Origin of the sequence: Janibacter sp. YB324, from assembly GCF_014217915.1 — a bacterium.
GTDB classification, from domain to species: Bacteria; Actinomycetota; Actinomycetes; order Actinomycetales; family Dermatophilaceae; genus Janibacter; species Janibacter indicus.
The window spans coordinates 466,062-479,010 of record NZ_CP060120.1; the positions used below are offsets into that span (position 1 = coordinate 466,062).

13 protein-coding genes are annotated in these 12,949 nt (G+C 70.3%); all 13 read left to right on the forward strand.

The window, feature by feature from the left end; translation table 11 throughout:
• Positions 1-41: 41 nt before the first annotated feature.
• The 13 genes from H7A72_RS02320 (at position 42) to nuoK (ending at position 12,940) form a co-directional block, all read left to right on the forward strand.
• Entirely contained in the window at positions 42-734 is a 693-nt protein-coding gene (locus H7A72_RS02320; protein WP_072623676.1) for a demethylmenaquinone methyltransferase, read from the forward strand.
• 95 nt (positions 735-829) lie between these two features.
• Complete coding sequence (locus H7A72_RS02325) at positions 830-2,140, forward strand: geranylgeranyl reductase family protein (protein WP_185221503.1); 1,311 nt, start codon at positions 830-832, stop codon at positions 2,138-2,140.
• Positions 2,141-2,221: 81 nt separating this feature from the next.
• Positions 2,222-2,584 carry an NADH-quinone oxidoreductase subunit A gene (locus H7A72_RS02330; protein ID WP_185221504.1) on the forward strand — a complete coding sequence of 121 codons (363 nt, stop codon included), beginning with the start codon at positions 2,222-2,224 and terminating at the stop codon, positions 2,582-2,584.
• A 19-nt stretch (positions 2,585-2,603) separates the two neighbouring features.
• Positions 2,604-3,191, forward strand: a complete 588-nt coding sequence (locus H7A72_RS02335; RefSeq protein ID WP_084449941.1) for an NADH-quinone oxidoreductase subunit B family protein — start codon at positions 2,604-2,606, stop codon at positions 3,189-3,191.
• Positions 3,188-4,003, forward strand: coding sequence for an NADH-quinone oxidoreductase subunit C (locus H7A72_RS02340; RefSeq protein ID WP_185221505.1), 816 nt, complete (start codon positions 3,188-3,190; stop codon positions 4,001-4,003). Before H7A72_RS02335 ends, H7A72_RS02340 begins: the two co-directional genes overlap by 4 nt.
• Positions 4,003-5,355, forward strand: a complete 1,353-nt coding sequence (locus tag H7A72_RS02345) for an NADH-quinone oxidoreductase subunit D (protein ID WP_185221506.1) — start codon at positions 4,003-4,005, stop codon at positions 5,353-5,355. Before H7A72_RS02340 ends, H7A72_RS02345 begins: the two co-directional genes overlap by 1 nt.
• On the forward strand, positions 5,355-6,212 hold the full coding sequence (gene nuoE / locus H7A72_RS02350; RefSeq protein ID WP_185221507.1) for an NADH-quinone oxidoreductase subunit NuoE: 858 nt from the start codon (positions 5,355-5,357) through the stop codon (positions 6,210-6,212). The genes H7A72_RS02345 and nuoE overlap by 1 nt, the downstream gene beginning before the upstream one ends.
• Entirely contained in the window at positions 6,209-7,528 is a 1,320-nt protein-coding gene (gene nuoF / locus H7A72_RS02355; RefSeq protein WP_185221508.1) for an NADH-quinone oxidoreductase subunit NuoF, read from the forward strand. The genes nuoE and nuoF overlap by 4 nt, the downstream gene beginning before the upstream one ends.
• Positions 7,525-9,909: an NADH-quinone oxidoreductase subunit G gene (locus tag H7A72_RS02360; RefSeq protein ID WP_185221509.1), complete on the forward strand. Its 2,385-nt coding sequence runs from the start codon at positions 7,525-7,527 to the stop codon at positions 9,907-9,909. Before nuoF ends, H7A72_RS02360 begins: the two co-directional genes overlap by 4 nt.
• The gene (nuoH, locus tag H7A72_RS02365; protein ID WP_072623684.1) at positions 9,906-11,288 is read left to right on the forward strand and encodes an NADH-quinone oxidoreductase subunit NuoH; all 1,383 of its coding nucleotides are present in this window, start codon (positions 9,906-9,908) and stop codon (positions 11,286-11,288) included. The genes H7A72_RS02360 and nuoH overlap by 4 nt, the downstream gene beginning before the upstream one ends.
• Positions 11,281-11,880, forward strand: a complete 600-nt coding sequence (gene nuoI / locus H7A72_RS02370) for an NADH-quinone oxidoreductase subunit NuoI (protein WP_084449947.1) — start codon at positions 11,281-11,283, stop codon at positions 11,878-11,880. Before nuoH ends, nuoI begins: the two co-directional genes overlap by 8 nt.
• Positions 11,877-12,644, forward strand: a complete 768-nt coding sequence (locus tag H7A72_RS02375; protein ID WP_185221510.1) for an NADH-quinone oxidoreductase subunit J — start codon at positions 11,877-11,879, stop codon at positions 12,642-12,644. Before nuoI ends, H7A72_RS02375 begins: the two co-directional genes overlap by 4 nt.
• A complete protein-coding gene (gene nuoK, locus H7A72_RS02380; protein WP_072623687.1) occupies positions 12,641-12,940 on the forward strand; it encodes an NADH-quinone oxidoreductase subunit NuoK in 300 nt (99 codons plus the stop codon). The genes H7A72_RS02375 and nuoK overlap by 4 nt, the downstream gene beginning before the upstream one ends.
• Positions 12,941-12,949 lie beyond the last annotated feature (9 nt).

Genomic DNA, 12,949 nt, shown 5'->3' on the forward strand with positions numbered 1-12,949 from the left:
GTCGGGCATCAGCCTACGGCGGCGGGTGCGAGGATGAGGACATGAGCCGCGCCACCCTGCAGAAGGACCCCAAGGACGTCGCCGCGATGTTCGACGAGACCGCCGCGAAGTACGACCTGATGAACGACGTGATGTCGCTGGGTCAGACGCGGCTGTGGCGTCGGGCGGTCGTGCAGTCCATCGACCCGCAACCGGGGGAGCGGATCCTCGACATCGCGGCCGGCCCCGGCTCCTCGTCGATCCCGCTGCGCGAGGCCGGCGCGCAGGTCGCCTCGGCCGACTTCTCCCTCGGCATGTTGCGCCAGGGCCGCAAGCAGAGCCCCGAGCTGGAGTTCACCGCGGCCGACGCGACCCGGCTGCCCTTCGCCGACGCGTCCTTCGACGTGGTGACGATGTCCTTCGGCTTCCGCAACGTCGTCGAGCCGGAGGTGGCCCTGCGCGAGTTCCTCCGGGTCGCCACGCCGGGCGGGCGCCTGCTCATCTGCGAATTCAGCCAGCCGGTCAACCGGGCCTTCCGCACGATCTACTCCGAGTACCTCATGGCCGCCTTCCCGCCCGTGGCGCGGCGGCTGAGCTCCAACCCCGAGTCCTACGTCTACCTCGCCGAGTCGATCCAGACCTGGCCGGCGCAGGAGCCGCTGGCGCAGATGATCTCCGGCGCCGGCTGGGGCGGGGTCGAGTGGCGCAACCTCACCGGGGGCATCGTCGCGCTGCACCGAGCCACCAAGAGCTGACGTCGGGTTAGGTCTACCTGTGTGACCCGTGAAGTTCCTGCCGGGTAGTGTCACCCGCGATCGTGAAATGCTTCACAAGCAGCTGAGGAAGTTTCGTGACCAGTGAACTGCCTGCGGCCGACGGAGACCGCAGTGTCGACGTCATCGTCGTCGGAGCCGGCCCGGGGGGCAGCGCCACCGCGGCCTGGCTGGCGAAGGCCGGCAAGGACGTCGTGCTGCTGGAGAAGTCGTGCTTCCCGCGCGACAAGATCTGCGGTGACGGGCTGACCCCTCGCGCGGTGCGCCAGCTGATCAACCTCGGCATCCCGCTGTCGGAGACCGACGGCTGGGCGCACAACAAGGGCCTGCGGATCATCGGCGGCGGCATGCGTCTGCAGCTGGACTGGCCCGACGTGACCTCCTTCCCGGGCTACGGCATGGTCCGGGCGCGGCAGGACCTCGACGAGGTCCTCGCCCGGCACGCCGCCTCCTCCGGCGCCGAGCTGCTCGAGGGCCGCAACGTCTCCGAGCCGGTCCGCGACGAGAGCGGCCGCATCGTCGGAGTGGTCGCCAAGGTCGTCGACGAGCGCGGTCGCGCCACGGGCGAGACCGAGACCTACCGGGCCCCGGTGGTCGTCGCCGCCGACGGGGTCTCCTCCCGCCTGTCGGTGAAGATGGGCCGCGAGAAGCGCGAGGACCGGCCGATGGCCGTGGCCGTGCGGGCCTACTACGAGACCCCCCGCCACGACGACGAGTACCTCGAGAGCCACCTCGAGCTGTGGTCGACGACGCCCGAAGGGGGGCGCATCCTCATGCCGGGCTACGGCTGGCTCTTCGGCCTGGGTGACGGACGCTCCAACATCGGCCTCGGCGTGCTCAACACCTCCGAGGCCTTCGGGCGCACCGACTACAAGGACGTCATGCGTCGTTGGGTCGAGACGATGCCGGCCGAGTGGGGCATCAACGAGGGCACGATCAGCGGTGAGATCACCGCGGCGGCCCTGCCGATGGCCTTCAACCGGCAGCCGCTCTACGCCGACGGGCTCATGCTCGTCGGTGACTCCGGCGGCATGGTCAACCCCTTCAACGGCGAGGGCATCGACTACGCGCTCGAGGCCGGGCACGCGGCCGCCGAGACGATCGTGCAGGCCCTGGCCCGCCCGACGGCGGCCGACCGCGAGCGCGTCCTGCTCTCCTACGTCGACCGGATGAAGGCCATGCACGGCGGCTACTTCACCTTGGGCGCGCAGTTCGCCAAGCTCATCGGCAAGCCGGAGATCATGCGTCTGGCGACGAAGTACGGGCTGCCCCGCCAGACCCTGATGAAGTTCATGCTCAAGCTCATGGCCAACCTTCCGGAGGAGAAGGGGGGCGGTCTCGACGACCGTCTCGTCCAGCTCATGACACGGGTGGCCCCCAATGCGTAGGTCGGCTGCTGGCGTGGCGCAGGTCACCCCTAGGATTGGACATGGCCTGCATCACATGACGTCAGAAAGGCAGGGGCAGTGATGAACCCGTACATCCCGCTGCTCATCCTCTTCGCCCTCGGGCTCGGCTTCGCGCTGGTGTCCGTCGGGACGAGCCTGGTCGTCGGCCCGGCGCGCTACAACGCCGCCAAGGCCCAGGCCTACGAGTGCGGCATCCAGCCCACGCCGCAGGCCGCCGAGGGCGGCCGCTTCCCGGTCAAGTACTACCTGACCGCGATGCTGTTCATCATCTTCGACATCGAGGCGCTCTTCCTCTACCCCTTCGCCGTCGCCTTCGACGAGCTCGGGGCCTTCACCCTCGCTGCCGTGGTGCTTTTCCTGTTCAACGCGTTCTTCATCGCGGATGCCTACGTATGGCGCCGCGGCGGGTTCGAGTGGGACTGACGAGGACGGAGACGGATCAATGGGGATCGAGGAGAAGCTGCCGTCGGGCATCGCCCTGACGACGGTCGAAAATCTCGCCGGCTACATGCGCAAGGCGTCGATCTGGCCGGCCACCTTCGGCCTGGCCTGCTGCGCCATCGAGATGATGGCCGTCGGCACGCCGCACTACGACCTGGCGCGCTTCGGCATGGAGCGCTTCGCGGCGACGCCGCGCCAGGCCGACCTGATGATCGTCGCCGGTCGGGTGAGCAACAAGATGGCCCCGGTCGTGCGTCAGGTCTACGACCAGATGGCCAACCCCAAGTGGGTCATCTCGATGGGTGTGTGCGCCAGCTCCGGCGGGATGTTCAACAACTACGCGATCGTCCAGGGCGTCGACCACATCATCCCGGTCGACATCTACCTGCCCGGCTGCCCGCCCCGCCCCGAGATGCTGCTCAACGCCATCATCGAGCTGCACCAGCAGATCCAGAGCACCCCGCTCGGGGTCAACCGGGTCGCCGCCGCCCGCGCCGCCGAGCAGGCGGCCCTGGGCGCCACCCCGACGGAGCTGCAGCCCCCGACGCACGACCACGAGGGCCTGCTCGGAAGGAACCTCCTGGCATGAGCGAGATCGACAAGCCCGCCGAGGGCGTCCACCCTGACGGCGTCGGCCTGAGCGGCACCGCCAACAAGGGCTTCCCCTCGACCCAGGCGCTCACCGGCGGCAACCAGCCGGTCGAGTACAGCAATGTCGAAGGGGAGGGTGCCGGCGAGGTCGACCCCGCGCACGCCCCCGTGGTGCGCGACGAGCGACGCGGCATGTTCGGTGCCCGCCAGGGCCAGGACACCTCCGGCTACGGCGGGCTCAAGACGACCGTCGCCTTCCCCGGCGCGAGCGAGCGCCCCTACGGCGGCTGGTTCGACGAGGTCGTCGACACCCTCGCCGACGCGACCGGGGGCGACCTGCTCGCGCGGGTCGTCATCCACCGTGGCGAGCTGACCCTGCACGTCGCCCGCGAGGACCTGCCGGTCGTCATGCGAGCCCTGCGCGACCGCCCCGACCTGCGCTTCGAGATGTGCATGTCGGTCTCCGGCGTGCACTTCCCGCAGGAGAGCGGGCGCGAGCTGCACGTGGCCTACCACCTGCTGTCGATCACCCACGGCGGTCGCCGACTGCGCGTCGAGGTCACCGCCCCCGACGCCGACCCGCACATCCCGAGCATCGTCGAGACCTATCCCGCCGCCGACTGGCACGAGCGCGAGACGTGGGACATGTTCGGCGTGGTCTTCGACGGGCACCCGTCGCTCACCCGGATCCTCATGCCCGACGACTGGGCCGGGCACCCGCAGCGCAAGGACTACCCGCTGGGCGGCATCCCGGTGGAGTACAAGGGCGGCACCGTCCCGCCGCCCGACGAGCGGAGGTCGTACAACTGATGGCTACGCACACGCAGGGCGGCCGGGTCCACGCGACGCCGGGCGCCGACGACCTCGCCGAGGGCCGGATCGTCAACGTCCAGGGCGGCGACTGGGACCAGGAGATGGGCGAGCTCGGGATGAACCCCGAGGAGCGCATCGTCCTCAACATGGGCCCGCAGCACCCGTCGACGCACGGCGTGCTCCGCCTCATCCTCGAGCTCGACGGCGAGACGGTGACCGAGGCCCGGGCCGGCATCGGCTACCTCCACACGGGCATCGAGAAGAACATGGAGTTCCGCACGTGGACGCAGGGGGTGACCTTCTGCACGCGCATGGACTACCTGACGCCGATGTTCCAGGAGGCCGCCTACTGCCTCGCCGTCGAAAAGGTCCTGGGGATCACCGACGAGGTCCCCGAGCGGGCCAGCGCGATCCGGGTGCTCATGATGGAGCTGACCCGCATCTCCAGCCACCTCATCTGCCTCGGCACGGGTGGCATGGAGATGGGCGCGACGACGATCATGACGATCAGCTTCCGTGAGCGCGAGCGGATCCTGTCGGTCATCGAGAACATCACCGGCCTGCGGATGAACAACGCCTACATCCGCCCCGGTGGCGTCGCCCAAGACCTGCCGCACGGCGCCATCGACAAGATCCGCGAGATGGTCCCGCAGGTGCGCAAGGGCATCGGCGAGCTGGAGAAGCTGCTCCTGGAGAACCCCATCCTCAAGGGCCGGACCAAGCGCGTCGGCGAGCTCTCGCTCACCGGGTGCACCGCCCTGGGCATCACCGGACCGGTGCTGCGCTCGACCGGGCTGCCGCACGACCTGCGCAAGCTCACGCCCTACTGCGGCTACGACAAGTACGACTTCGAGGTCATCACCCGCACCGGTGCCGACGCCTACGACCGGCTGGCCATCCGCCTGGCCGAGATGCGCGAGAGCCTGAAGATCGTCGAGCAGGTCACCGACGAGCTGCAGCGCAACCCCGGGCCGGTCATGGTCGCCGACAAGCGCGTCGCCTGGCCCTCGCAGCTGGCGGTGGGCGGTGACGGCATGGGCAACAGCCTCGACCACATCCGCGAGATCATGGGCACCTCGATGGAGGCCCTCATCCACCACTTCAAGCTCGTCACCGAGGGCTTCCGCGTCCCGCCGGGGCAGGCCTACGTCGCCGTCGAGTCGCCCAAGGGCGAGCTGGGCTGCCACGTCGTCTCCGACGGCGGCACCCGCCCCTACCGGGCGCACTTCCGGGACCCGAGCTTCAACAACCTGCAGGCCGTCGCGGCCATGTGCGAAGGGGGCAACCTCGCCGACGTCATCGTCGCGGTCGCCTCGATCGACCCGGTGATGGGAGGGGTGGACCGCTGATGGTCAACCACTACGGAGAGCAGACCGCCTCGGGGCACCTACACGTGCCCTCGGAGAGCAAGGAGCCCTACCCCGCGGAGGTGCTCGAGCGGCTGTCCGCCGAGGCCGAGCAGGTCGTGGCGCGCTACCCCCAGCCGCGCTCGGCGCTGCTGCCGCTCCTGCACCTCGTGCAGAGCGTCGACGGCTACGTCACCGGACGCGGCATCGACTTCTGCGCCCGGACGCTGGGCCTGACGACCGCCGAGGTCTCCGGCGTGGCGACCTTCTACACCCAGTACAAGCGCCACCCCAACGGCGACTACACCGTCGGGGTCTGCACCAACACGCTGTGCGCGGTCATGGGCGGCGACCAGATCTGGGAGACGGTCAGCGAGCACCTGGGCATCGGCCACGATGAGACGACCGAGGACGGCAAGATCACCCTCGAGCGCATCGAGTGCAATGCCGCCTGCGACTACGCCCCGGTGGTCATGACCAACTGGGAGTTCTTCGACAACCAGACCCCGGAGTCGACCGTGCGCCTCGTCGACGACCTGCGCTCGGGCGTCCCGGTCGCACCGACCCGCGGCCCGAGCCGCGTGTGCACCTTCACGCAGGTCTCCCGGGTGCTCGCCGGCTTCCCCGACGGGCTCGCCGACGAGGGCGTGGGAGCCGGGGCGGCCTCCCTTCGTGGCCTCGAGGTGGCCCGACGCGAGGGCTGGACCGCACCGGGCGAAGGGGGCGACGCCCAGACCGCGCCGGTGGCGACCGGCACGACGACCGAGGGCATGGCCGCCGGCGAGCAGACATCCGTCGACACCCCGGCCAATGCGCCGGACGAGCGGCCGACGAGCGATGGTACGGAGGCCGACAAGTGACGACGCTGACCCCGATCCTCACGAAGTTCTGGGACCACCCGCAGTCCTGGACCCTCGCGACCTACGAGGAGCACGACGGCTACGCCGCCCTGCGGCAGGCGCTCGAGAGCGACCCGGCCGACCTCGTCCAGGCGGCCAAGGACTCCGGCCTGCGCGGCCGCGGCGGCGCCGGCTTCCCGACCGGCATGAAGTGGGGCTTCCTGCCCCCGCCGGACGGCGGCCCGCGCTACCTCGTCGTCAACGCCGACGAGTCCGAGCCCGGCACGTGCAAGGACATCCCGCTGCTCATGGCGGCGCCGCACTTCCTCCTCGAGGGGGTGGCGATCACCTCCTTTGCCATCGGCTGCAACCACGCCTTCATCTACCTGCGCGGCGAGGTCGTCCACGTCTACCGCCGCCTCATGCGCGCGGTCGAGGAGGCCTACGCGGCCGGCTACCTCGGCAAGGACGTCCTCGGGACCGGCTTCGACCTCGACGTCACCGTGCACGCCGGTGCCGGTGCCTACATCTGCGGCGAGGAGACGGCCCTGCTCGACTCCCTCGAGGGGCGCCGCGGCCAGCCGAGGCTCAAGCCCCCCTTCCCGGCGGTCGCCGGCCTCTACGCCCGCCCGACCGTGGTCAACAACGTCGAGTCGATCGCCTCGGTGCCGATCATCATGCGCAAGGGCGCCGAGTGGTTCGCCGACATGGGCACCGAGAAGTCCCAGGGCTTCGGCATCTTCTCCCTCTCCGGCCACGTCAAGCGGCCCGGGCAGTACGAGGCGCCGCTCGGCATCACCCTGCGCGAGCTCATCGACATGGCCGGCGGCATGCGCGACCCCAACCACCCGCTGAAGTTCTGGACGCCGGGTGGCTCGTCCACGCCGATCTTCACGAGCGAGCACCTCGACGTGCCGCTCGACTTCGAGTCGGTGGCCGCCCACGGCTCGATGCTCGGCACCCGGGCGCTGCAGATCTTCGACGACACCGTCTCGGTCGTGCGCTGCGTGAGCCGCTGGACCGACTTCTACAAGCACGAGTCGTGCGGCAAGTGCACCCCCTGCCGTGAGGGCACGTGGTGGCTCGCCCAGATCCTCGAGCGGATCGAGCACGGTCACGGCACCCCCGAGGACATCGACAAGCTCGTCGACATCTGCGACAACATCCTCGGCCGCTCCTTCTGCGCCCTCGGTGACGGTGCGACCAGCCCGATCACCTCGGCGGTCAAGTACTTCCGGGAGGAGTTCGAGGCCGGGTGCCACACCCCGGCGAGCGAGCTCTTCCCGCCGGCCGCCTCGACGCTCTTCCACCACGAGACCGCACAGGTGACCGCATGACCGTCACAGACGCCACCGACAAGCAGGCACCCGAGGCCCCCGAGCTGACCCACCTCAGCATCGACGGCATCGCGGTCGCCGTGCCCAAGGACACCCTCGTCATCCGGGCGGCCGAGGAGGCCGGGATCCAGATCCCGCGCTTCTGCGACCACCCGCTCCTCGAGCCCGTCGGCGCCTGCCGCCAGTGCCTCGTCGAGGTCGCGACCCCCGACCGCGAGGGCAACGTCAAGCCGATGCCCAAGCCGCAGGCCAGCTGCACGATGACCGTGAGCGAGGGCATGCAGGTGCGCACCCAGCACACCTCGCCGGTCGCCGACAAGGCGCAGCAGGGCGTCATGGAGCTGCTCCTCATCAACCACCCGCTCGACTGCCCGGTCTGCGACAAGGGCGGCGAGTGCCCGCTGCAGAACCAGGCGATGAGCAACGGCCGGGCCACCTCGCGCTTCGAGGACGTCAAGCGCACCTACCCCAAGCCGATCAACATCTCCTCGCAGGTCCTCCTCGACCGCGAGCGCTGCGTGCTGTGCGCCCGCTGCACCCGCTTTTCGGACCAGATCGCCGGCGACCCCTTCATCGCCCTCGTCGAACGCGGGGCGCTGCAGCAGGTCGGCATCTACGAGGAGCAGCCCTTCGAGTCCTACTTCTCGGGCAACACGGTCCAGATCTGCCCGGTCGGCGCGCTCACCGGCGCCGCCTACCGCTTCCGGGCGCGGCCCTTCGACCTCGTCTCCACGCCCGACGTCTGCGAGCACTGCGCCGACGGCTGCTCCCTTCGCACCGACCACCGACGCGGAAGCGTGCTGCGCCGGATGGCCGGCAACGACCCCCAGGTCAACGAGGAGTGGAACTGCGACAAGGGCCGCTGGGCCTTCGCCTACGCGAGCCTGGGTGACCGCTTCGAGCTGCCGATGGTGCGCGACGCCGAGGGCGAGCTGCAGGTCGTCTCCTGGCGGGAGGCCCTGGCCGCCGCGGCCGACGGCCTGCGGGCCGCGCAGGGGCACGGCGTGCTCGTCGGCGGCCGGGGCACGGCCGAGGACGCCCATGCCTACGCCGCCCTCGCCCGCTCGGTCCTGCGGACCGAGAGCATCGACCACCGCTCCCGGCCGCACTCCGACGAGGAGCGTGACTTCCTGCTCCGGCACGTCGTCGGCACCACCCCCGACACGGGCGGGGTGACCTTCACCGACCTCGAGCGGGCCTCGTCGGTCCTGCTCGTCGGGCTCGAGCCCGAGGAGGAGAGCGCGATCCTCTTCCTCCGCCTGCGCAAGGCCCACCGCAAGGCCGGGACCACCGTCTACTCCGTCGCGCCGCTGGCCACCCGCGGCCTCGACAAGCTCGGCGGGAGGCTCATCCCCTCCGCGCCCGGCACCGAGACCGAGGTGCTCACCGCGCTCACCGGCGAGGTGGGTCCCGGCTCCGACGGTGACGCCCTCACCGCAGCCCACGCCGCGCTGCGTGGCGAGCGGCCGATCATCCTCGTCGGCGAGCGCCTGGCGACCGTCCCCGGGGCCCTCGCCGCGGCCGCCGAGCTCGCCGGGACGACCGGCGCCCGGCTCGCGTGGATCCCGCGCAGGGCGGGCGAGCGCGGCGCGATCGAGGCCGGCTGCCTTCCGGGCGAAGGGGGCAAGGACACCGCCGGCATCATCCACGCCGCCGCGGAGGGCACCATCGGCGGCCTCGTCGTCGGTGGCGTGGACATCCGCGACACCGGCCTGCCCGAGGAGCTGACCTCGCGCGCCCTGGAGCGCGCCTTCGTCGTGTCGCTGGAGATCCGCCCGAGCAGCGTCACCGAGCACGCCGACGTCGTCCTCCCCGTGGCGCCGCACGCCGAGCGGGAGGGCGCCTTCATCAACTGGGAGGGGCGGGTGCGGCCCTTCGAGGCGTGCCTGTCGACCACGGCCCTGCCCGACCACCGGGTGCTGCACATGCTCGCCGACGAGATGGGCGAGTTCCTCGGCACCCGCACGACGGCCGAGGCCCGACGCTCCATGGAGGGCTCGGCGGCGCCGCGCGCCACCGGCTACCCGCCCCGCGTGCGCCGTTCGCCGGTGCCGCAGCCCGGGCCCGGTGAGCTGGTCCTGGCCACGTGGCACCTCATGCTCGACAAGGGGTCGCTGCAGGACGGCGAACCCTTCCTCGCCGGCACCGCCCGCGCTCCGCGCGCCCTGGTGTCGCCGGCGACGGCCGAGGGCCTGGGTGTGGTCGAGGGAGACCTCGTGACCGTCAGCTCCGACGACGTGCGGGTCACCGTGCCCGTCCTCGTGCACGACATGGTCGACCACGTCATCTGGCTCCCGACCAACTCCGAGAGCTGCGACCTGCGCAGCCTCTCCGGTCGAGCCGGAGCGATCGTCTCCGTGACCAAGGGAGGTGCGGCATGACCGGCCTGACCCTGCTCGCCGCGGCGGCGGACAAGCCCGTGGCGGCGGACTTCAGCGACACCCCGGTGTGGCTCTCGCTCGTCAAGGCGCTCTTCCTCTTCGTCTACCTGCTGCTGTCGGTGCTGCTCGTCATCTGGTTCGAGCGGCGCATCATCGGCCGGATGCAGCAGCGCCCCGGCCCCAACCGCAACGGCCCCTTCGGCCTGCTGCAGACCCTCGCCGACGGCATGAAGTCGATGTTCAAGGAGGACGTGCGCCCCAAGGGAGCCGACGCCCTGATCTTCACCATCGCGCCGGTGATCTTCGCGTCGATGGCCTTCGTCGCCTTCTCGATCATGCCGCTCGGCGGCATGGTGTGGATGTTCGGTCACCACACCCCGCTGCAGCTGACCGACCTGCCGGTCGCCGCGCTGCTCGTCCTCGCGGTCGCGGGCGTCGCCGCCTACGGCATCGTCCTCGGCGGCTGGTCGGCCGGCTCGACCTACCCGCTCCTCGGCGGCCTGCGAGCCACCGCCCAGCTGATCTCCTACGAGATCGCCATGGGCCTGGCCCTCGTCGCCGTCTTCATGTACGCGGGCTCGATGAGCACGAGCGAGATCGTCGCCGCCCAGAGTGACCTCTGGTACATCGTCCCGGCGTGCGTCTCCTTCGTCATCTACGTCATCACGATGGTCGGCGAGACCAACCGCCTCCCCTTCGACCTCGCCGAGGGCGAGGGTGAGATCGTCGGTGGCTACTTCACCGAGTACTCGGGCATGCGCTTCGCGATGTTCTTCCTCGGCGAGTACATCAACATGTTCACCGTCTCGGCCCTGGCGACGACGCTCTTCCTCGGCGGCTGGCAGGCGCCTCCCGGCATCGCCGCGATCGGCGACGGCATGCTCAACACCGGCTGGTGGGGTCTGCTGTGGTTCTCGCTCAAGCTGTGGATGTTCATGTTCTTCTTCGTCTGGCTGCGCGGCACCCTGCCCCGCACCCGCTACGACCAGTTCATGCGCTTCGGCTGGAAGTTCCTCATCCCGGTGACCGTCGCCTGGGTCATCGCCGTGGCCTTCATCCGCGGCGCCGACGCCGGCTTCTTCGGTGACGGCACCGTGGGCCTCTTCGGCCGCGAGTTCCCCGTCTCGTCGCTGATCATCGTCGGGGTCCTCGCGGTCCTCGTCCTGGGCTCGACGTGGATCTGGGAGACCAAGGTCGAGCAGCGGGCCAAGGAGGCCGAGGCCGCCGCCGAGGTCCCCGACGAGATCGACCCGTGGGCCGAGGGCTACCCCGTGCCCCCGCTGCCCGGCCAGCGACTCGTCGAGGCGCCGCGCGGCGGCACCGCGATCGACACCAAGCCTGCGTCCACCCCCACCTCCGAGGAGGAGCACCGTGGCTGACGACGACGCCCAGGGAGGGTTCTTCTCCGAGCTCTTCGCCCCCGTGGCCGGGTTCGGCGTGACCTTCGCGACGATGTTTCGCAAGGTCGCCACCCAGGAGTACCCCGAGGTCAAGTGGCCCACCCAGCCGCGCTTCCACGGCCGCCACCAGCTCAACCGGCACCCCGACGGTCTGGAGAAGTGTGTCGGCTGCGAGCTGTGCGCGTGGGCCTGCCCGGCCGACGCGATCCTCGTCGAGGGCCGTGGCAACGACGACGAGCGGGGTCTGCGCTTCAGCCCCGGCGAGCGCTACGGGCATATCTACCAGATCAACTACCTGCGCTGTATCTTCTGCGGGCTGTGCATCGAGGCCTGCCCGACGCGCGCCCTGACGATGACCAACGAGTACGAGCTCGCCGACAACAACCGCGCCGACCTGATCTTCACCAAGGAGCAGCTGCTCGCCCCCCTCCAGGAGGGCATGCTGCCCGCGCCCCACCCGATGGTCGAGGGCATGGAGGAGCGCGACTACTACCAGGGCAAGGTCGCCACGGCGACGCCCGAGCAGCGCGAGTGGGTCGAGCAGCACGCGAGCACGGAGGAGACCCGATGACCGGCACCGGTGAGGCAGTCGTCTTCTGGGTGCTCAGCTGCATCGCCGTCCCCGGAGCCCTCGCCCTGCTCTTCGCCCGCAAGGCCGTGCACGCCGCCATCGGCATGGTGACGACGATGATCGTCCTCGGCGTCTTCTACCTGCTGCAGGAGGCGCACTTCCTCGGCGTCGTGCACATCTTCGTGTACACCGGCGCGGTGATGATGCTCTTCCTCTTCGTCGTCATGCTCGTCGGCGTCGACCACTCCTCGTCGCTCGTGGAGACCCTGCGCGGCCAGCGCCTGCTGACGCTGCTCGTCTCGGTCGTGGCGCTCGCCGTGCTCTTCTCGGCCATCGGTCGGGTCGTCTACGAGGGTGACCCGACGCTCGCCGAGGTCAACGCCGACCCCGGCAACGTCGAGGCCATCGCCTACCTCGTCTTCGGCAAGTACGTCTGGCTCTTCGAGGTGACGGCCGGTCTGCTCACCGTCGCCGCGATCGGCGCCATGGTCTTCGCCCACCGCGAGCGGATCATCGCCAAGCCGACCCAGCGCGAGTGGATGGAGCGGCGCTTCCGCGAGGGCAAGCACCTCGCCGGTCTCCCGGTGCCGGGTGTCTACGCCCGCCACAACGCCGTCGACACCCCGGCGCTGCTGCCCGACGGCAGCATCTCCAAGCTCTCGCTCAACCGCGTCCTCGTCGCCCGCGACCAGGTGACCACCCCGACGCGCTACCGCCAGCTCGAGGACTCCGAGACCACGACCGAGGGAGGTGAGCAGCCGTGAGCCCGATGAACTACATCTACCTCGCGACGATCCTCTTCGTCATCGGCAGCGCGACGGTCCTGCTGCGCCGCAACGCGATCATCGTCTTCATGGGCGTCGAGCTCATGCTCAACGCCGCATCGCTCGCCTTCGTCACCTTCGCCCGGATGCACGGCTCCGTGGAGGGCCAGGTCATCGCCATGTTCGTCATGGTCGTGGCCGCAGCCGAGGTCGTCGTCGGACTGGCCATCATCATGGCCGTCTTCCGTGCCCGCCGGTCGGCCTCCGTCGACGACGCCAACCTGCTGAAGCTGTAAGGGGCCCTC